At 58.0% G+C, this 18,945-nt stretch carries 23 protein-coding genes; 11 read left to right on the forward strand and 12 right to left on the reverse strand.

All coding sequences use genetic code 11. The features are described 5' to 3' along the window. The first annotated feature begins 17 nt into the window (after positions 1-17). From ABSL23_RS01110 to ABSL23_RS01120, 3 genes are all read left to right on the forward strand, one after another. Positions 18-614, forward strand: coding sequence for a helix-turn-helix domain-containing protein (locus tag ABSL23_RS01110; RefSeq protein WP_353633350.1), 597 nt, complete (start codon positions 18-20; stop codon positions 612-614). A gap of 143 nt (positions 615-757) precedes the next feature. After that, entirely contained in the window at positions 758-1,123 is a 366-nt protein-coding gene (locus ABSL23_RS01115) for a hypothetical protein (RefSeq protein WP_353633351.1), read from the forward strand. Continuing rightward, positions 1,120-1,689: a hypothetical protein gene (locus tag ABSL23_RS01120; RefSeq protein WP_353633352.1), complete on the forward strand. Its 570-nt coding sequence runs from the start codon at positions 1,120-1,122 to the stop codon at positions 1,687-1,689. The genes ABSL23_RS01115 and ABSL23_RS01120 overlap by 4 nt, the downstream gene beginning before the upstream one ends. 154 nt (positions 1,690-1,843) lie before the next feature. Here ABSL23_RS01120 and ABSL23_RS01125 read toward each other — a convergent pair whose 3' ends face one another. Beyond that, positions 1,844-3,658 (reverse strand): hypothetical protein, encoded by a 1,815-nt coding sequence (locus ABSL23_RS01125; protein WP_353633353.1) that lies wholly within the window; start codon positions 3,656-3,658, stop codon positions 1,844-1,846. A 562-nt stretch (positions 3,659-4,220) separates the two neighbouring features. On the opposite strand from ABSL23_RS01125, the gene ABSL23_RS01130 reads away from it, so the two are divergent. Both ABSL23_RS01130 and ABSL23_RS01135 read left to right on the forward strand, forming a co-directional pair. Next, a complete protein-coding gene (locus ABSL23_RS01130; RefSeq protein WP_353633354.1) occupies positions 4,221-5,120 on the forward strand; it encodes a DNA-binding protein in 900 nt (299 codons plus the stop codon). 214 nt (positions 5,121-5,334) lie between these two features. Continuing rightward, positions 5,335-5,484: a C2H2-type zinc finger protein gene (locus ABSL23_RS01135; RefSeq protein WP_353633355.1), complete on the forward strand. Its 150-nt coding sequence runs from the start codon at positions 5,335-5,337 to the stop codon at positions 5,482-5,484. Here the strand turns inward: ABSL23_RS01135 and ABSL23_RS01140 are convergent. From ABSL23_RS01140 to ABSL23_RS01150, 3 genes are all read right to left on the reverse strand, one after another. Further along, complete coding sequence (locus tag ABSL23_RS01140; RefSeq protein WP_353633356.1) at positions 5,474-6,304, reverse strand: IS5 family transposase; 831 nt, start codon at positions 6,302-6,304, stop codon at positions 5,474-5,476. The two genes, ABSL23_RS01135 and ABSL23_RS01140, sit on opposite strands and share 11 nt — an antisense overlap. 39 nt (positions 6,305-6,343) lie before the next feature. Continuing rightward, entirely contained in the window at positions 6,344-6,670 is a 327-nt protein-coding gene (locus ABSL23_RS01145; protein ID WP_353633357.1) for an ATP-binding protein, read from the reverse strand. 194 nt (positions 6,671-6,864) lie between these two features. Then, on the reverse strand, positions 6,865-7,416 hold the full coding sequence (locus ABSL23_RS01150; protein ID WP_353633358.1) for a type IV pilin: 552 nt from the start codon (positions 7,414-7,416) through the stop codon (positions 6,865-6,867). A 317-nt stretch (positions 7,417-7,733) separates the two neighbouring features. Here ABSL23_RS01150 and ABSL23_RS01155 point away from each other — a divergent pair, with 317 nt between their 5' ends. Then, a complete protein-coding gene (locus ABSL23_RS01155) occupies positions 7,734-8,015 on the forward strand; it encodes a PadR family transcriptional regulator (RefSeq protein WP_353633359.1) in 282 nt (93 codons plus the stop codon). An 84-nt stretch (positions 8,016-8,099) separates the two neighbouring features. Here the strand turns inward: ABSL23_RS01155 and ABSL23_RS01160 are convergent, their stop codons facing one another. Next, complete coding sequence (locus tag ABSL23_RS01160; RefSeq protein WP_353633360.1) at positions 8,100-8,660, reverse strand: TATA-box-binding protein; 561 nt, start codon at positions 8,658-8,660, stop codon at positions 8,100-8,102. 300 nt (positions 8,661-8,960) lie between these two features. Here ABSL23_RS01160 and tnpA point away from each other — a divergent pair, with 300 nt between their 5' ends. The 3 genes from tnpA to ABSL23_RS01175 all read left to right on the forward strand — a co-directional run bounded on the left by tnpA (position 8,961) and on the right by ABSL23_RS01175 (position 11,030). Then, positions 8,961-9,350 (forward strand): IS200/IS605 family transposase, encoded by a 390-nt coding sequence (tnpA, locus tag ABSL23_RS01165; protein WP_353633361.1) that lies wholly within the window; start codon positions 8,961-8,963, stop codon positions 9,348-9,350. Between the two features lies 1 nt (position 9,351). Further along, positions 9,352-10,506 carry a transposase gene (locus ABSL23_RS01170; protein ID WP_353633362.1) on the forward strand — a complete coding sequence of 385 codons (1,155 nt, stop codon included), beginning with the start codon at positions 9,352-9,354 and terminating at the stop codon, positions 10,504-10,506. Between the two features lie 134 nt (positions 10,507-10,640). Beyond that, positions 10,641-11,030 (forward strand): hypothetical protein, encoded by a 390-nt coding sequence (locus tag ABSL23_RS01175; protein WP_353633363.1) that lies wholly within the window; start codon positions 10,641-10,643, stop codon positions 11,028-11,030. Positions 11,031-11,572: 542 nt separating this feature from the next. Here the strand turns inward: ABSL23_RS01175 and ABSL23_RS01180 are convergent. The 3 genes from ABSL23_RS01180 to ABSL23_RS01190 all read right to left on the reverse strand — a co-directional run bounded on the left by ABSL23_RS01180 (position 11,573) and on the right by ABSL23_RS01190 (position 14,223). Further along, positions 11,573-12,541 (reverse strand): hypothetical protein, encoded by a 969-nt coding sequence (locus ABSL23_RS01180; RefSeq protein WP_353633364.1) that lies wholly within the window; start codon positions 12,539-12,541, stop codon positions 11,573-11,575. Beyond that, the gene (locus ABSL23_RS01185) at positions 12,538-13,266 is read right to left on the reverse strand and encodes a hypothetical protein (protein WP_353633365.1); all 729 of its coding nucleotides are present in this window, start codon (positions 13,264-13,266) and stop codon (positions 12,538-12,540) included. Before ABSL23_RS01185 ends, ABSL23_RS01180 begins: the two co-directional genes overlap by 4 nt. Before the next feature lie 360 nt (positions 13,267-13,626). Beyond that, the gene (locus tag ABSL23_RS01190) at positions 13,627-14,223 is read right to left on the reverse strand and encodes a PadR family transcriptional regulator (RefSeq protein ID WP_353633366.1); all 597 of its coding nucleotides are present in this window, start codon (positions 14,221-14,223) and stop codon (positions 13,627-13,629) included. Between the two features lie 223 nt (positions 14,224-14,446). Here ABSL23_RS01190 and ABSL23_RS01195 point away from each other — a divergent pair, with 223 nt between their 5' ends. Continuing rightward, complete coding sequence (locus ABSL23_RS01195) at positions 14,447-14,716, forward strand: winged helix-turn-helix domain-containing protein (protein ID WP_353633367.1); 270 nt, start codon at positions 14,447-14,449, stop codon at positions 14,714-14,716. A gap of 384 nt (positions 14,717-15,100) precedes the next feature. On the opposite strand, the gene ABSL23_RS01200 is transcribed toward ABSL23_RS01195, so the two are convergent. Next, positions 15,101-15,553, reverse strand: a complete 453-nt coding sequence (locus ABSL23_RS01200; RefSeq protein WP_353633368.1) for a hypothetical protein — start codon at positions 15,551-15,553, stop codon at positions 15,101-15,103. 240 nt (positions 15,554-15,793) lie between these two features. Between ABSL23_RS01200 and ABSL23_RS01205 the strand changes: the two genes are divergently transcribed. Further along, the gene (locus ABSL23_RS01205; protein ID WP_353633369.1) at positions 15,794-16,963 is read left to right on the forward strand and encodes an ISH3-like element ISH27-3 family transposase; all 1,170 of its coding nucleotides are present in this window, start codon (positions 15,794-15,796) and stop codon (positions 16,961-16,963) included. Positions 16,964-17,330: 367 nt separating this feature from the next. Here ABSL23_RS01205 and ABSL23_RS01210 read toward each other — a convergent pair whose 3' ends face one another. The 3 genes from ABSL23_RS01210 to ABSL23_RS01220 form a co-directional block, all read right to left on the reverse strand. Then, positions 17,331-17,894: a hypothetical protein gene (locus tag ABSL23_RS01210; protein WP_353633370.1), complete on the reverse strand. Its 564-nt coding sequence runs from the start codon at positions 17,892-17,894 to the stop codon at positions 17,331-17,333. Positions 17,895-17,903: 9 nt separating this feature from the next. Next, a complete protein-coding gene (locus tag ABSL23_RS01215) occupies positions 17,904-18,152 on the reverse strand; it encodes a hypothetical protein (RefSeq protein WP_353633371.1) in 249 nt (82 codons plus the stop codon). Between the two features lie 522 nt (positions 18,153-18,674). Continuing rightward, entirely contained in the window at positions 18,675-18,875 is a 201-nt protein-coding gene (locus tag ABSL23_RS01220) for a ribbon-helix-helix protein, CopG family (protein ID WP_211312382.1), read from the reverse strand. Positions 18,876-18,945 lie beyond the last annotated feature (70 nt).

Consider the following 18,945-nt stretch of genomic DNA (forward strand, 5'->3'; position numbering starts at 1 on the left):
AAACTGTAACATAGACCGTGGAACACGCCGCAAACCGCGCCGACGGCGACATCGTCCAGGACCTCCTCGCGGTCGCGGAGCTCCTCGAGGAGCCACAGCTGGCCCAGCTGTACGCGTACCTCGCTCGGGAGAGGGAGGCGACCGTCCAGGACGTGATGGACGACCTCGACCTCGCACAGGGAACCGCCTACAGCTACGTCAACCGCCTCGTCGACGCCGGCGTCCTCACAGTCACCGACGACGAGCAGCCACGCCAGTACGCCGCTCGGGAGATCGACCTGACCGTGACGACCGCCGCCGGTGACCGCGAGTACACGATCACGCCGGCGCTCATCGACGCCGTCGGCCGCCGCGAGACGGACGCCGACATCGACACCTACATCGACCGCCACGGCGTCGCCGGCCTCGCGACGGCGCTCACCTACGCGATTGCTCGGGAGCGTGGGGAAGTGACCCATCGGCTGATGGCGGAGGACCTCGACATCTCACCGCTGGCTGCGGAGATGATTCTGCAGGCGCTCCGGCCCGTCGTCCACGAACACTACGACATCGAGGAAACTGAGGCAGGGCTCGACGAGTTGGACATCGACGGCGACGGCGCTGACGACGCGTGAGCTGACGCCGGATCCGCGCCCGTCGTGTCCTTTCTATCACCCACTACACCCGTCCGACACGAGCGATTCGCAACGATTCTATGTGCAAGCTATGTGCAGACGCCGAAACCATTATGCATCCATGCGCAGAACGTGCACATAGAATGAGCGCAAGCGACGACCCCCGACGCGTCCATTTCCAGTCCCCGGAGTATCTCGTCGACCGGCTGGACGCGATCGCGGAACTCTTCGACAAGGATCGGACGGATCTCCTCGTCGAGGCGATTCGCGAGTACATCGAAGAGACCGCTGACAGCGAGTCGTTTCAGGAACTCGTCGCGACAAAGTACTACGACGATCAGCTTGCGTTCGAGACGGTCAAACAACTGGTCGGCGCCGAAACCGCTCAGCGCCTTCGACTCCTCAAAGCTGACCTCGAGGACGAGCCACTCGATCTCGCTGCCCCCGACGATGTCGACGTCTACGATGGCGACGCGACGACGGTCGACACCGCGGCCGATGACGAATGAGCGGCCAACGACTGCGAACGGTCGTCGCCGACACCAGCGCACTCGTCAGTCTCGCGGTGCCCCGAGCCGATGCGGCTGTCGACACTGACACCCCGGACCCGCTTCAGTATCTGCTCACGTCCTGTGACGTGTTCGTGCCGTCAGAAGTCGTTCCAGAGCTCCGTGACATCACGCAGTACCAAGATATCCACGGGGCAGCCGCGAGTAACGTACTTGCGGCCCGCAGCCACTACACGGTCGAGGACCCCTACGAACGCGACGAGACGCCGGACTCCCGACCGACGTTTGGGCTCGACGACGGCGAAACCGACGGGGTCGTCCTCGCGAACGCGCTTGATGTCGATGGGTTTCTCACCGACGAGTTCGGCGGGACGAACTTCCCACTCATCCACGCCGTACTCCAGGGGCCACGGATCGTCCCGACGCCGCGGCTCATCGTCGACTACGCTCGGAACGGACATCTGAGCCCCGAAGAGGCTCGAACGCTGATCACGACGATTAGCCCGCATCGAAGCTGGGAGAACAGTCCGTACGTCACGCAATTGCTCCACCATCTCGAAGGGTAACAGGCCTCCGAGTGGCGACGCCGAACAGCCAGCGCCGGCCTCGACACCCGAAAGCCCTCGGCCGCTCGGCATCCCGCGACCGCGCGAGACTCCGTCTCGCTGGCCCTCGTTCGCTTCGCTCACGAGAACGCCGTGGCAGGGATGCCATTACGACTCAGAACGGTGGGTCTTGTTCGTTATCCGGTGCAACCACGTCACCCTCCGCATCCGGCTCAAATGCGCTATTCAGCGGGATATGCGAATTGATCTGCATTCCCCGAGCGAACGTGATGACGGAGAAACTGTGGTCGCTCGTTGCGTTCTCATAGCCGACTGTCGCTTCACTGCTTGTTGACTCAGCGACGGAGGCGGGGAGCTCATCGAGCCCGTAGTCGTCGAGCGTCCAGTCGCCGGTCTCCTGCCGTGTGATATCCCCGTCAGAAAGTATGATGTCCGAATCAAGAGTCATAGCCTCGACAAGACGCGTATACTTGCGCTCGCGGCGGTGCCCCCTAAATGGGACGTGGTCTGGCAGCTCCTCCGGGTGCTCCAGCCCGAAAATGAGCGGTACTGCGTGCCCGAACCACCCCTCGATATCGACGCTCGAATACCCGACTGATTCCTCGAGAAGGTGGACGGCAATACCGGCATACGTGAGCGACGTATCGACGCAGTTTCCACCCACGTCTTCATCCAGGTTCTCGTCCCGGTACCATCTGTCGAGCAGTTCCTCCGGCATGAAGTGGTATTTTCCGTCCCCGGATTCGAAGTCGTAGCCGGAACTCCCGAGCCAAGCCTTCAGTGCTGTCGCTTTCCAGTAGGACTCCGGATGGCGCGGGTTCATCGGATGGGGTGCGAGCGCGTCCTCTATCTTCGTAGCGAGGCGTTTCGCGATCGGCCGCCCGCCAGCTCCCTGCAGCGCGTTCACATCTCGGTACACCCGATACTGCTCACGGTTTTCGTCCGGCCACCGATGTGCGATCGGTGTGAACCCGTTCAATCCGCTCTGATATGCTTGGTATGGTGTCCGAGCCAGATTGGCGTTAAAATCCCCATAGAGACGGTGGCCATAGGCCTTGGCACCCGAAATCATGCTCTCGCCCCACGACATGGGGGTCGTCTCCGTTGCCGGTTGCGAGCCGCGTTCGTAGGCGATAATACTGGGGGAGTTCCACCGCCGTGCCTCGATCATCTCCCAGTCGCTCAGCTCGAGATTGAAGCCGAACCACGTTTTTCGCATCGTCCGCCCGTCCTCATCGTCCATATAGACGACCATCCGGACGATGAACGTCGCCCGGACGTTGTTGTACTGGTAGACGTCCGGAGGGAATTCGTCTGCGTCGACGTCAGGGACGTTGTATTCGGACGTTTCCGGCGACGTCCACCAACTGGTCGCCCCGCTGACCTGCTCGTTCGAGTCGTCCCACGCACTCCAGTCTTCCTCTGTGAACTCGCTGGGCCCGACGTTTCGAATCGCCTCTCTGTCCTCAACTGCATTGTAGTACGGAAAATAGCAGTCTTCAGTGACCGTCGTGACGTCCCGCGGATCACCGTCGACGTTGTATTCGAACGTCGCGTGAAATCGCTGTGCATACCACTGGTCTAGCTCCACCTCGAACGTCCGTGTGGTCGTCTCTTCGGGGAGCTGGACGACCTCGTCAACGACTGTTTGCCTGACGCCGGATGACGAGGGATGGTTTGGGAGGATATCGGGGCTCGTATCGACGAGTAACACGCCCGCACCTGCGGAGGTGGGGTTGTCGATCGTCACGTCGATTTCACCTGGCCGGATATCCTCGATGTGGATCTGGAGGCCTGCTGTCGAGTCGTCGGAATCTGAGTTCCCGGCGCCGGACGATGAGCTGTCGTCCAGTTCCTCACGGGTCATCTCATCGAGGGCCGAACAGCCAGCGAGCGGCACCATCCCTCCACCAACTGCAGCTAACATGGCCCGTCGAGTCGTTTCGCTGTCTGGTCCCTCGGGATGCATTTGCGAACTCAGTCGCACCCGGGGTAGTTAAACCCGACGCGGGCCGGTCTTGATTCCCTCTGATGTCTGCAGCGTTTCGGCAACACGGGACGTCACGTGACGGCCCGCCCCGCGCGCCGCATGCCGCCCTCCGCGTCGCTCGCGACCGACCATTCCGGGCGTGCGGCGAGCAAGCTCGCCGTTCCGGGCTAAAGTGCATGTGCCCTCGACGCCAGCGCTTCACCCGTTCGGGTCCTGCGGACCTCGGCGAAGCCGACCGCGACGGACGTGGTTGCGTCGCGGCGAACGGGGAATGCGCTGGCCGCTCGCTCCGGGCGGGTCGCTGGAAGACTCACTCCGTTCGTCTTCCAAGCCCTGCCTCGCTACGCTCGGCAGGACGGCGCGCGGTGCTGGTTGGGGCCACCTCATGCAGGCGCGCTCTCGCTCGCGCCCGGGAGGGCGCTCGCGAAGGCGCGAGCGAGAGCGCGCAGATGGTTCTGTCGGTCGTTGTCGTCGGAAAACCGCGATGTAGGAGCATCGCGGAGTCGGCGCGTGAGCGCCTTCGGAACTTGGTGAAGTTCCAATGTCAAGTAACAGCTCTAGTAGCAAGGTCGTTACGGTGGATGAACAGGCATTCGAGAAAGCGGGCGGTCAGGCGGTCGATGAAGACGGCTTCCCGGTCGTCGACGAGACGCCGGAGTTCGAGGCAGCGGTCGAGCAGGAGACGCAGGCGAAGGTGGATGCGAACCACCCGGACGGGATCGCGGACACGAGCGAGGACCGGATTCACGGCGTCACCCTCGAACAGGAGGAACGCATTCAGGCGCGGGAAGCCGAACTGGAGCGCATCAGTGCCCAGGCCGAGCTGGGAACGCAGGACGGTCGTGAGCAGCGCACGCGGGAGGTCGCCTCGCAAGGAAGTACGAAGCGGCGCCGGGAGTTCAAGAAGCGTGCCGCGAGCGTGGACCCGATGGCCGACCCCGAACGGGATGATCCCCGAGCGGAACTCTCCCAGGATGAACTGGCGACGGTGAACACGGAGGCAGACCGACTCGCGACGCGGGTGGATGGCTGGTCGCGCGCGGCGATCAGTCGACGCCTGGCCGAAGCGGTCGTCGACGGCACGGACATGACGAGTGCGGTCGTGCGGGTGTTCGAGGAGTTGCAGACGGCCCCGGGACAGGTGGTTCCAATCGGGAAACTCGAGGACATCGATCGCAAAGAAGTGAGTGTCGAAGGTCAAGTCGAGGTGCTTTGGGATAGTGACTCTCCAGCCATCGCTCAAGTTGGCCTGATCGCAGACGAAAGCGGGCAAACGAAGGTGACGATCTGGGAGAAATCAAATGCCCCCTGGGTCGAAGAAGGTGAACGGGTGCGTATCCACGGAGCGGCGAGAAATTGGTACGACGGACGCGTATCACTGGCCGTCACTGGCTGGTCAACCCTTCATTTCCCGGAGCGCGGCCGCTGGTGGGACGAATAGCCGGTTGGAGCAGCCTCTTTTTTGCTATGTGCCGGACCGACCCAGACCCCGCCGCCCCACCCTCCGCTCCGTGCTCGCTTCGCTGCGCGCGCAGCCACAACCTCGAGACCCGGTCTGAGATTTATCCCTGAAATCGGGGGAAACGGTGCGCGACGGGGGCGTGTTTGTCCCACCCCACGAGGGGTGCGGGCGTGCCCAACGCTCGGAGCTACGCATGAAAGTCGAAGGAGACTACACGTGCGACATCTGCGGCGAATCGTTCGAAACGAACGTCGAGATTGCTGCCCACATAGCAGGCCACAAGCGGTCAATCACACCGGACTGCTTTGTTGAATCCGATGACGGCGTGGGGATCACTGTTTGAGAGCCTGTTCGAGGTTATAGACTGCGGCGGTCAACACGAGTTTGCGGAACTCGCGGTACCACGCGCGAGGGTGGACAGCGGGGCCGAACCGACGCTTGATGGCCGAAAAGGCAGTCTCAGCCATCCAGCGCTGGCCGTATAACTCGCTGTCCAATCGTGCGTTGTGGGCGTGATCGTACGCAGCAAACAGCCGATGGCGCAGCAAGGGCCGGACGCCCGCTGAACGGAGGGCGTCCCGCAGCGATTGGTCGTCATAGCCTTTGTCGCCGGCGACACTCTCGATTTTCTCGGTGTTACGAAGGGCGACTCGACGGCCAGTTTGGGTGTCGTGAGGCCAGTGTGCCGAGCAGTGAATATCGAGGATGGCACACGACTCTGTATCGACCAGCGCCGTCGTTTTCAGCGTGCGTATGTGGCGATCCGAGCGGTGTTGGTAGTGTCTCGATGCCGTTTCGCGGTCGAAGAACGTGGCATCGATGGCACCGTGCGAGTCCGGATCGCAGATGGTCGCGGACTCCTGAAGGAAGCCTCGCCACACCGACATGGGCGCCCTCTCAAACGACCGGTACAGCGTTGAGGGTGCGGGAAATGCCGTTCGAGCGAGCTGTAACAGCCCACGAACACGATCCATCTCACTCGCCCAATCGACGATCTCGCGGTACGTCGCATCCATGTGAACCCGCAAAAAGTGGAGCGTGACATGCTTCCAGCCGGGAAAACCGTGGCCAGTCGGATCACTCACCGCGGTTGGACTGGCGGCACAGCGCTTTTGAGCCAGCGACGCGGCTTGCTTAACGAAGCGGAAGAGGAGTTTAGGCACATTCGACTCTTCCGCTTCGCTACTGCCTTCAGAGCGACGCTATCCTCTCGCCTTCTGCGGATTCAACAGAGCAATCGCGTCTTGTTCAGCGAGATAGCTGAGAATGTCGTCCCAGTCTTCTCGAATCCGACCCACGCCCGGGTACGAGTCGGCAGCCGTCTCGATGAACTGTTGCAGTTGGAGGTCGCTTGTCTTCTGTTTTGCCTGGTAGACGACGGCGTCGTCGTACTCGGTGAGCGACTCTTTGACGAGTTCGGTTTTCCCGAGCCGGCGGCGACCGTAAATGACTGCGAGTTCGGCGGCATTCGAGTCGTAGAGTTCACGGAGGCGTGTGAGTTCCTCGGTGCGGTTGACGAACTCGACCATACTCCCCCTACCGTTGGATAGATAATAATAATATTGGTAATCGTACTCTAAAGTATGATACTCTAGAGTATTCTAATTGAGGTGAGGCAATCCCAAAGCTCAGCGCACGCGCTCGACACTACTCGTTCACTCCCCAGCAAGACGAGTCTACAGGCAGAACAGGCCAAGTGCCTCGGGGCTTGACCCCGAACGGTTCAGGTCGCGGTCAGCGTCTCCTCAATGGTGACTGAGCGCGTCTGTGTGTGGACGACACGGACAGTAATCTCGTCCTCCTGAGTAATTGGGCAAGCGCCACCAGTAATACGGAATGCGATTTCATCGCCGGGTGCGTACTCCGAGTTGTGAATCGCGTTCGGGCCAGGGACGCCGTCCCAGCCATATGCTCGCTGGTCGAAAATATCATCCCCCTCAATACTTGACTGATCGATATCATTACCGCCGGGGGGAACCGGCAGGTCAACTAATCGACCTTGTTTCCCACAGGCATCCGATGCATCCACAACGACTTCCATATTGGACACTTGTATCGTGTCACCCGCAACGTGGGTTATCCGAACAATCCCATCATCATTCCCCTGTTGCGGGACAAGCTCGCCGCTTGATTGGCCAACAATTGGCGCGGGCTGATTAACTTGGTCAGCAAATCCGAGTACGAACACCGAAATTGCCGCGGCCAGTATCACTACGATAGCGACCAGCAAAATATTCCCTATAACCGGTGAAACCGCTCGTGACGACGAACCCATTACGTCTTCTCTGTACCATCTCTGTACAAATTAGTTTATAGTCATCTCTGAACGTTACATGTCGGGTTCTTCCTCCACACCGGCATTCCTTTGCATAAAAACCATATTGACGGTTACTGTTAACCAACAGAATAGCACCGTCCAGTGGGATGTTGGTTAACTTCAGGCGGTTTTCTGACTGGCACGCCAATCACTCGATTCCGCTGACCCCATCGTTCCAATCTTGGAGTCGATCCAGGATTTCAGCCCTGAGACTCCAACACCTATGAGGATACCAGTGGGTACTTATTCACCCCAGTCGAAGGACACAGAGACGGATGCACGATTTAACTGGCTTCCAGCGGGACATCTTGTATGTAATTGCTGGGCTTGAGCAACCACACGGGCTCGCAGTCAAAGACGAACTCGAGGACTACTACGAACAAGAGATCAATCACGGCCGGATTTATCCGAATCTCGACGACCTCGTCGATAAAGGCCTCGTCGAGAAGAGCGAACTCGATGAGCGCACAAACTCCTATACGCTCACCGGACATGGAGAACGAGAAATCACTGCTCGTCGCAACTGGGAAACCCAGTACGTCGACCTCACCGAGTAACATCCCGTTTCCAGCGTTCAAGGATATTACCAACTCCAGGAACACTGTCCCTTCGCGTGGTAGTCGCTCGATGGCTCCGTGGACTCACTCAAGCAGGCCGAGTTCAGTAAGGCGGTCTTCGACGTGTCCCAAGGCGTGCTGGGCGTCCTCAGAGTCCGTTGCACCAGTAATCACGAGTTTGCCACTGCCGAAGAGGAGGACGACGACGTCGAGGTCATCGAGTCGGTAGACGAGCCCAGGGAACTGCTCGGGTTCGTATTCGACTTGCTCTAAGCCCAGGCCGATCGCAATCGCATTCAAGTTCAACGATTGTTCCAGACTCGCGCTGGAGACGACATTCTGCACCTCAACGGGAGGATCGCTCGCGACATCAATCCCTAACCCTTGGAGATCATCGAAGACGATGTCGAGGGCTTTGTGAACATCATCGATGCTTTGCGCGCCGGTGCAGACGACTTTCCCCGAGTCAAATATCAGCGTGGCTGACTTCGGCTCCTGCAGGCGGTAGACAACCCCAGGAAAGTCATCCGGCCTGTATTCAGAGCCATCGAGGTCTATCGCGAGCTGGTCGAGGGCGAGTTCTTGGCCGAGATCGCTGGACGCAACAACGTTCTGGATTTCGATTGTGTCCGCTAGCGTGCTCATACGCGGTATTCCTCGGACAAACTCTTAAACAGTGGGTAGGACTGTATGGCGCTAGTGAGGCCCTCACCGACTAATTATCGAGTGCTTTCGTTAACAGCTGTTGCAAATACGATTTCTATACTTTGGTGTGGACGGCGCTACATGCCGTTCCACCCCTAATTACAGCGGTAGCGAGGCGAAAGCCCACCCCTTCAGGGGTGGGATGAAGCCGACAACTGGGAATCTCTCCACGCTCGTAGGCACGGCTGGGGTTGGATGTCTGCGTAACATCTTTAGGTGAGGCACTTTTAAATACTGACGATGCCTCGTGGGTTCGACAGGGAGCGTACCAGCGTCCACAAACTCCAGTACCACTTCATCTGGTGCCCGAAGTACCGCAAATCGGTGCTTGAGGGCGAGGTACGTGACCGTCTCGAAGAACTCATCGAGGAGAAAGCCGACGAACTCGACCTCGAAATCTTGGAGTTGGCGATTCGCCCCGACCACGTCCACCTGTTCATCACGGGTGACCCGACACTCGCCCCGAACAAGATCATGCAACAGGTCAAGGGCTACTCCTCGCGCCACCTCCGCGACGAGTTCGACTTCGGCCTCCCGTCGCTGTGGACGCGCTCGTACTTCGTCTCAAGTGCGGGCGACGTATCCAGCGAAGTCATCGAGGAGTACATCGACGCCCAAGCAGGTGAGTAGTATGCAACGGAACGTCTCGACCACGGTGCGGGTCAAACTCCACTCGCTGACCAACAGGAAAGCCGACCTGCTCGCCCGTGAGTACGAGGCGTTCCAGACGGCTGTTCACGGTGGAGACACCGACCTGTACTCTGCGACCGACCAGCAGGCGTCGAAGGTGCAACGGCAGAAAGACCCGAACCCCGACACCGAACAGCCTGTCGTCCTCCGCAACGACGTGTTCGACGTGGCCCACGACGAAGATACCGTTCTCTCGTCGTGGTGGGTCAAAGTCCCCGTCTACGACCCCGAGCGGGGACGGGGAAACTCCATCTGGTGCCCCGCCTACGTCCCACAGAAGGACGAACAACTCGTCCGTGAGGGCGATATTCGGGACAGCGAACTGGTGCGCCGAGACGGTGACTGGTACGTCCATCTCGTCGTCAAACGGTCTGTGACCGTCCAAGACGAGTACGACGACGTGCTGGCCATCGATATGGGCGCACGGTGGGTCGCTACCTGCGCGTTCCTCTCCGACCGCACAACCACCTTCTACGGCGAGGAAGTCCGTCGTATCCGCGAACACTACAAGCAACTCCGCAAGTCCATAGGGAAGGCGAAACCCCGACAAGGACAGCAGGTGGTCGAGCGTATCGGTGATGCTGAGGCGCGGAAGGTGGACGACCGTCTCCACAAGATTGCTCGCAACATCGTGGAGGACGCCGAAGAACGGAACGCAATCATCGTTGTGGGCGACCTCGGCGGGATTCGCAAAGACAACGACAAAGGGCGGTACGTCAACGACAAGACCCACAAGATGCCGTTCGCTCGCCTGCTCAACTACATCGAGTACAAGGCCCACGACGCAGGCATCGAGGTGAAGTTGGTCGAAGAATACGACACGTCGAAGACCTGCAATCGGTGTGCCTGTGAGGGTATCCGTGAGACGCAGGGACGCTTCGAGTGTCCCGAGTGTGGGTTGGACGACAACGCCGACAAGAACGGTGCGCTGAACATCGGCAAACGAGCCTTGGGCAAGTTCTCGAAACCGCTGTCCGAGGCGGGGGCCGTACTGGCACGGCCCGAAACGCAGGTCATCGTCCCACGCGACGACGAACCTGCGAACCTCTCCGTATCCGTGGGTTTAACCCCCAGTGGGGGAACCCCACGGCTTTAGCCGTGGGAGGATGTCAGTGGGCGATTTCTGAATAAATAACCTCACTGAGGCCGCCCTCGTGGTAGGAACGACAATATTCATACAGGTGTTCCTGGTATCTGTGCGACGTGCCCTCCACACGACGCCGCGTTCTGATGCAGACGAGCAGTCTCGGGGGACTCGCGCTCCTGGCTGGCTGTGCTGGCTGGAACGCTGACACGCCCATGGTTCCGACACTCGAAATCGCACTTGAGAATGCCACGGAGAACACCCACGTATTCCATGTTGCCGTTGAAACGGCCGCTGGGCTCGGACAGTGGGTCTCACGTGAGATCCCGCCAGGAACACGCGAGGTCGTCGAGAAAGAGCCAGACGCTAAGTACGATTCCGTGGTGATCCACGGGGTCGTCGACGATCAGACGACGCGGGGAGAAATACTCGATATTGATGGAACGGACCGGACTGAGATCTGCCCTCGTATGATCTTCCGGTACAACACCGAAAGCGGCCCGACGATCCTGCAAAGCTCCGATATTCGCTGTTGAGCGCTCCCTCAACGAATCCATCGAGAGAGTCCTCCCAAACGGAGATGTCGGGAGTGCCTGTGACACTGGTATCGACTGACGTGCAGCCTGTAGGTGAACCTTCTCGGGGTTAAGCCTCGAAGCACTCGGCCTGCTCAGCGGGTAGAGAGACGACATACTGCATCTTGTCCAACTCACGGTTCAACTTCGCGAGTTGTGGACGCCATTCCGATGGTTTCTCGCTTTAACCAACGCTCAGTGGTGGGATTCGAGTTTGTTGGGTAACGTGGGCTGGAGTCTGCGGGACTGCCGCCGTCACAGTGTTGTGACGCCGGAGGCCGGGATGGGTGTGACACCAGCGACGAAACGAATTGCCGCGAAATCCCGCCAAAACAAGGGCTGTGAGTACGGGCTGTGAGTACACCTACCGGTAGCCAGACGTGGAATACAGTGTGTCGTGTGGTGTGATTCGGATCGACTCAGTTCGAGTCGATCGTCGTTATCACACCCGGCCGGTGAGCCGGCGTCACAACACAGTGACGCCGGCCCGGTTGTTCCGCTGCCTACTCGTGGTTCTGGGCCTCCTCCAACTCCGCATAGTATTCACGATACTCGTCGATGTCCGCAACCAACTCTAACTCACCATCCCGGCCATGCCGGAGCGTCAAGAGATTCTCGTCGTCACGGGCGCCCCAGTCGTGTTTCTCGTCGCGGCGAGAGGTGAGCTTCGCGGTCCACTGCATCGTCCGCTTGATCGTCTCGTTGGGCCACTCGCTCCGATCGGTCGTCTCCCGGAGGATCGCTCGCACGTCACTGGAGGAGAGGACGAGCTGTGAGCCTCCTCTTGTGTCTGCGTGGCCGCCGAACTTCGGGAAGACGAGCGTGGCACGGGCTTTGTTCGCGGAGAGGTCTCCGCCGGCTTTCCGCATGGCAATCTTGCGTTCGATGGGGAGTTCGTCGCCGTCGAACTCACCGCGAACGATAACGTTGGCTTCCCCGTCTTCGAGGCGCTGGACGCGCTCTTCGAGCAGCTCGTGGGTGTCGGCGTCGACGCGGTCGCGGATTGCTTGATACGGTTTGACCGTGTTGCCTGCCTCCGAGGACGTAATAGCTAATTCCGTTGGGTCGGGGCCAGCCCATTCGATGTGGGGCCGCCGGTCAAGTTCGGCTTCAAGCGTACTTACTCGGTCCTCTAGTTGGGTATTTTCTGCGCGTAGGGCGTCGTTGTCAGCTTCTACCGCAGCGATGCGGTCGTGGAGGCGTTCGTTCGCGGCCTCCTGCTGGTCAACTTCGTCTTGGAGGGCTTCGATAGTCTGGTCTTTGGCTTCGAGGGTTGCTTCGAGGTCGGTAACGTCGGCTTGCAGTTGTTCGGTCTTCGCAACTGCGTGCTCGTAGTTGCGATTGAGTTCGTGGACGCGGTCGTGGAGGCGTTGGACTTCGCTGGTGAGAGTCTCGAAGGCGGCTTCGGTGTTCTCGTTTTGGAACTGCTGGCGGGCTTCTGTGAGTGCGTCTGGCTGGTCGCTCGTACTCATGCATGATCACCCGTGTTGGTCGTGGATTCTGGTTGCCGTGGTGGGTACTGTGGTGGCTGGCAGGAGCCACAGGGTCGTTTGTCGTGTTCGCGTGCGTCTGCGAGCGTGTGTTCGTCGACGAACGGCAGTACTTCCGGGCAGGCGGGAATCCCACCGAGGTCGGCGTGGTAGGCATCGGCGTTCCGGCCAAACCACACGCGCGTCGATGCGGCCCCGGTCTCGCGCTCGGACTCCGGAGTCGACTCGGAGTGAGTGGGTGTCTCGGAGTGTTGGGGGCTTGGGTTGGGCTGGCAGTTCCGGCAGACGTGGTAGTGGTCGGGGATGTGTTTGCGCGCGATCGGCTGGTACGTTGGCGCGTCAAGCCGTGGTGGAGTGCAGCGTGGATGCACTGGACTGTCCTCGCTGGGCACGTGGACGGTGTGGTGGTTGCTTCGATTCGTCCGCAACCGCAGGACGTACGCGTCACGGTCGGTGAGGTCAATCCCGGTGTAGGCCTCGACGACTGCGCGACAGCTCGGGCAGACAAGATACCCCTTCGGCGTGGGTGTAAGGTTCTTCCGGAGGCGGACTTCGCCACAGTCCCGGCACGTCCGCGTCTCCTGGGGTTCACTCTGGAGGGTGTGGGGGTTTTGCGGGCAGTCTTCGCGAACGTGCGTGCGGAGGGCCTGTGGTGTTGGGAAGTCGCGGCGGTGGCAGTGCCCGCATTCCAAGTGCGTCACTGGCATGTTACGCACCACCCCCGTGGAGGCGCGTCACCAGCTCACGGAGTCTCGGAATTGCGGTCTCCGGTGTTGGGGTTGATTCTTGGGCGGGGATTGTCGCGTGGAATCCGCCCTTGTAGGCGTGCCAGTCGACGCCATCCCGGACTGCCCGCGCCCTGTATGTTCGAATCGTCTGGGTTGTCCCGTCACGGGAGACGTATTGAACGTGGATGCGGGGGGTCTCGTCGACGATGTCGGCTCGCCGCACTGCAAACAACCGCGGCGACGCACTCGTCTCCATCCCCAACGCAATTTCCGATTGGGTGAGGGCTCGCGGCCCACGTAGACCCCGCTGTTCGGGGGTGGTCGGTTGTGTGGCTGGCATTACCGACGCACCTCCTCGTCGTTTCGATATTCTGGGTGGGGTGTGTTGTTCTGGGTGAGGGTGATTTCGGCGTGGCTATCCAGTTGCGTGGTGAGGGTTGTGACGTATGCTTCGAGGAATTCGAGCCCGCGTTCCGTCGGCGTGTAGTGGTTGCTGCGGCCGTCCGTCTCGTTGGTGGCTTTGTCGAGGGCGCCAGCTTCAACGAGTTGATCGAGATTCTTGTACAGGCGGCCGCGAGTGATTTGGTTGTAGCCGGTCGCTTCGAGTCGCTCTCGGATTGCGAGTCCGTACGCTGTTTCGTCCGGCTGGCCGTTGAGTTCGTAGACGGCGGCGAGCGCGTCACGCTGGAACCCACTCAACTCCGTGTAGTTCGTCGCTTCATCATCCTGCTTGTGGGTGGGTTGGCCGCCATCCGTCGCGAGTTGCGGTCGCGCGAACGCCTTCAGTGGAATGCTGGTGAGTGAGCATCCACACGGTTCTGCACTCGTTTCGCCGGACGGCCGGCGTGAAATAGCGGCGAGTGTGGTGTCGCAGCGGGGACAGTTGTAGCGTTGTGCGTCGGAACGCTCTTGTGCGCGTGCAATCGAATCGTACATGAGCTTCGTACCCTATTACGAGGCTCCATGCGGGCCCGCTGTCCGAGCAGCGGGGTCCGCGACTTCTCACGTGGACCCACCGCGTAGCGACGGGTCCGCAGATTGCCTCGTTAGTCCAGTTATTTGTAGTAATCCACTTATTTGTTTTGCTGAAACTAGCTCAAATACTGAAGCAAATAACAGACACCTGATAATTTATGACCAGGCCACAGAGAAAGCCAGTATGGGTGGCCGACCTCCTGACACAACTGACCGAGAAATCTTGGTTCTCTTTCGAGACGCTGACGATCCTGTTCTTTCAACCTCGGATATAGCTGATCAGCTCTCATACAGTCTTCAAGGGACCCTGAGCAGACTCACCACTCTTGAACAAGAGAAGGTTCTCGACTCACGGAAGATCGGGAACGCCAAAGCATGGTGGCTCACTGAAGATGGTCAGCGATTCCTCGAAGATACAGACGCCGACTTTGCTACCGACCTCGAAGATTCGTAACTGCTAATCTCGCTCTTCCATCGACGATGGTAGAAGTATAGCGGAACGCCGCTAACTAGGTTCACGAACCGTCGTCAAACCAGTACGACGCTTGCAGTCGGTCTTAACCAACAGCAGCTGCGGATACTCTGGAATGTTGGTTAAGGCGATATTGATCGAGGGGCCTAAGCTACCCGCAACTGCCGGACCATGTGAACATTAGCACGCTCGAAACCCAGCCGCTCAGAGACTCCGCACCTAAACAGGTAAGCGCCCAAGTCTTCCCACATCTCCGTTCACACGGGATTCCTAATCTCGTGTGTACGTCTCGGAAACCAGCTCTCTTAATGCGGACCCTGAGGAGGTTGGAGAAATGACCTGCTCAAAACCCCAAGGCGTTGTTATCTATTTTACGCCTTCCTCCGGTTCATAGATAGGCAATAGCTGAACCAGGACCAAATCAGATAGCAATAAGAATACGAATCCTGCCGAAAAAGCCACCAAAAATTCTGGCCACACCGAACTCTGGTCAAATAGAGAATAGAGGGATTTGATACTGTATCCAAGAGAAATTAACCATCCTACTCCGCCGAGAAGAAGAACCGATAAACTCTGTCCACCCAGACTACGCTCAGAATCACTCCATTCATCATTATCTTCACCATCGGTAATTCGAGAATTAGATAATATATTATACATTGTTGAACTAATGAATATAGTTGCGAGTGTTTGAGCCAGTATCATCCCGGGATCCCCAGCCTGAAATGTATAAAAATAGGTGTAGTTAATCCCCGGCAGAAAAGCAAACGCAGCTGATTCACCATTCAATATATCAATCGTATCAGAGATGACCGACATTGTTAGATAGAATCAACGTACAATCTCAGGATATATTGATCAATATCTTCTCTCCGAGATGTTTCATAGTTTGCATTGTCGGAATCATTGAGTTTATTCTTGACGCCGTCAATTACGTCGTGAGTCCCCTCACCTTTTCCGCATATATCAACAAAATCCGGTGATTCGGGATGCTCGTCAATATTCTCAGCCTCAGTACCTCACAAAGCTCGCAAGTTGAAGGAGTCCGCTTGCTGAGTTGTGTCCAAGCAAGCAAAGCAAGCGGACAATGAAATCCACGAGGACCAGCTCCTTAACTTCCTCGTCAACTGCCTTGACGAGGAAGTTTCTCTGAATCTCGCCAACAACGCTGAAATCGGTGCAGAGGACATCTACGAGGTCCTCGTCGGCGCGACCGCCGACGGGACCTCGATCTCGACGCTGTGCAACTCCAGTGAAGACTCGCCATCGGCGAACACAGTTCTCTATCATCTACGGACGAAGTTCGAGCCCGAACGGCTCGAACGAGTCGCTAACACGCTTCTTCGACGAGACATCGTCGAACTGCTCCCCGAGCAGGTGGAGGTCTGCGCAGACCTCCACCTGCGACCCTACTACGGTGATGAAGACGACACAGACGCTCTCTACCACTCGGAAGCGAAGCGTGGAACCACTTCGTTCCACGCCTACGCCACACTCTACGCGCGTGTGAAGAACAAACGCTACACGCTGGCGGTGCGCCGTCTCGAAGACGGCGACACCGCCAGCAGCGTCCTCGCTGAGTTCCTTGGTGTACTCGACGGCCTTGACACCGAGGTCAAGGCCGTCTACCTTGATCGCGGATTCTACGACAGCAAGTGTCTCACGCTGCTTCAGGCGCACAACTACGCCTACGTGGTCCCAATCATTCAGTGGGGTGAGGCGATTCAGCAGGAACTCTCGGAAGGATGGAGTCGCATTATTCAACACAACCTGACAGGGAAACTCGACGGTCACAGCTGGACCGTCGAGTTTCCCGTCTACATCGACTGTACGTACCTGAACGGACGATATGACGAGAACGGTGTAGCGCGTCACGGCTACGCCGCTGACGCGCCGTTCATCGAGACGCCACGCGAAGCGCGATACCACTACAGCAAACGCTTCGGTATCGAATCGAGCTATCGCTTGTCCGAGCAAGCGATAGCGACGACAACGACACGAGACGCGACGGTGAGACTGCTGTACGTCGTAGTGAGTCTGCTGCTACAGAATGTTTGGCGGTATCTCCACTACGAATACGTGGCGACGCCGCGCCGAGGCGGGCGTCGCCTCTGGTGGTGGCCGTACAAGGAGTTCGTGAATATGGTTCGACGGGCTGCGTGGACGGCCCTTGCGGTGCGTCGGGCCGTCCCCGCGAACCGACCACCTGACGACCGATTCCACCGCTAACCACTGACCGGGACAGCCCCGGCACTGAGTGGCGACGCTGTCGCGTCGGCGGCTAAGCGCCGCCGACAGCGACAGCTTCCCGTCGATCTGTGAGGAGATCGCGGTCGGTCACTGCACTCCGCAACAGAAATCAGACCTCAGACTGACTCAACTGAGGACGCTTTGTGAGGTACTGAGCCTTATCTTTGGCCATTGAATAGGCTTCGTCGACAGTCATACCGTCCGCACGTACGAAAACTGCGAATGGATTTTCTCGAACGTAGTGATCAAATATATCTCGATACTTAGAGAGTGCTAAATCGCCATTCTCTACACGGTCTTGGTAAAGGCTCTCAAAAAATGACCCCTCTTCAAGATATCCCACCGATCAAAGCGAAATCAGGTTATGTGCTGCATTTGGGTCGTGGTTACGGTTGCTATGATTGTTTGCAATTTCTCCTCTCCATTCGTATACTTTCACCCTTGAGAGATCTTGTCTTTGCTCAGCAACTTTTAGAACCAACGCCTCCTTTAGCACAGGGAGAAGTCTCGGGTGAATTCGGGTTTTATATCTCCCATAGATATCGTCTAGTGTTCCACCGGTTCCCTCCGTTTTGATGGCTTCAGCAATACTCGCTCGGTCATCAACCGCGAAACCATTTGTTTCTTGAAATCCTGTTTGAAACTCACTTCTAGCGGCATATAGTACACTGTCCGGGATATTCTCGGGGTCAATTTTCAGTGTCTTGTTCCCGTTCTTCGACTCAAGTCTGAAATACTCTCTAGCTGGCAGATCTCCGGCCAATATCCGATCATACGATTCGTCCTGTACGACTCTTAGAAAACTTTCAGCCCGGTCTTCGTCTCTCGGGTTTAGCGTATATTTATAGGTATCTATTCGATTTTTTACGCCCTCTGCAACGGCTACTGCAAAACGTCGCCAAGAATCCATTGAGTTTTCTTAACTCTCCTGTCGTGGGTCGTCTTCGCTGAGGTAAGACACTATGGCAGAGAAGTCATCCTCAACAGGTTCAATTGAACCGTGGCCGATGTAACCCATCTCATCAATTGTGAGTTTCTCCCCATCTGGGCCCGAAATCACCTCTTCGCTCTCAGAATCAACGATATATCCATCTGCATTTGCCTTGGCTCCTAATAGCGGAAGAAGTGATTCGATTTTGTCGCGTTCGACGACGAGCTCAGTGGACATTCTTTGACTGATACCGCGTATACCAGCCGTTAACGCAGGGGGGAACAAAAGACTACTGGTGACGGTACACATGACAGAAACTTCTGTATTCGAGTCCATTTTAACGCCCCTAATTCGGGGGAATCAAGTTGAAATTAACCATCAGATACGGCGTGTTTTGGGTTGGTGGCGTTAGCCAAACCACGGGAAATCGATTGAGGCGGCGGCTAAGACCTTCGACTGCAACAGAACGAAGGCCGTGCTCGTCGTGTGCGGGGTCTCCGTTGCTGTCTTCAACGACGTTGAAGAGGTTACTGGTGCATCTTGACCCGTGCCGAGCGCCTGTGACGAACTGGCCGGGGCAATCTCGATGCGGGAGGTGGAGATCGAGGTTACCGAGCTAGAAGCGTCAATTTCACGCCGAATTACAAAACCAAGAGGGTGTCATAGAAGTCTTCACACACTATAGTAGAGTTTTCTAACTGTTATAGAGCGTTACTAGCTTAGAAAGTCGTGCACTTGGTGCACGATATGTTAAGATGCTTAGAGAGTACCCTTTCGTTTCCGAATTATGATCTCTCTCACTCGCGCAGCGTGGTTTGACTCGGATTGAACGAACGCTGTGAGGATGGCCTCGACGATCTCGGAGCGGCTGACTCCGAGATCGTCACACTCAGCGACCAGTTCGTCCACTTCTCGCACGATTTCCTCGTCAACAGCGACTCCGAACTTCTCTTTCGCCATAGCTACGACAAGCTAAAAATAGCGTGCACCAAGTGTACGGCGCTTTCAATTCGTTAGAGCTGATTCAGCA

The organism is Halobacterium sp. NMX12-1, assembly GCF_040435975.1.
Classification (GTDB): Archaea; Halobacteriota; Halobacteria; order Halobacteriales; family Halobacteriaceae; genus Halobacterium; species Halobacterium hubeiense.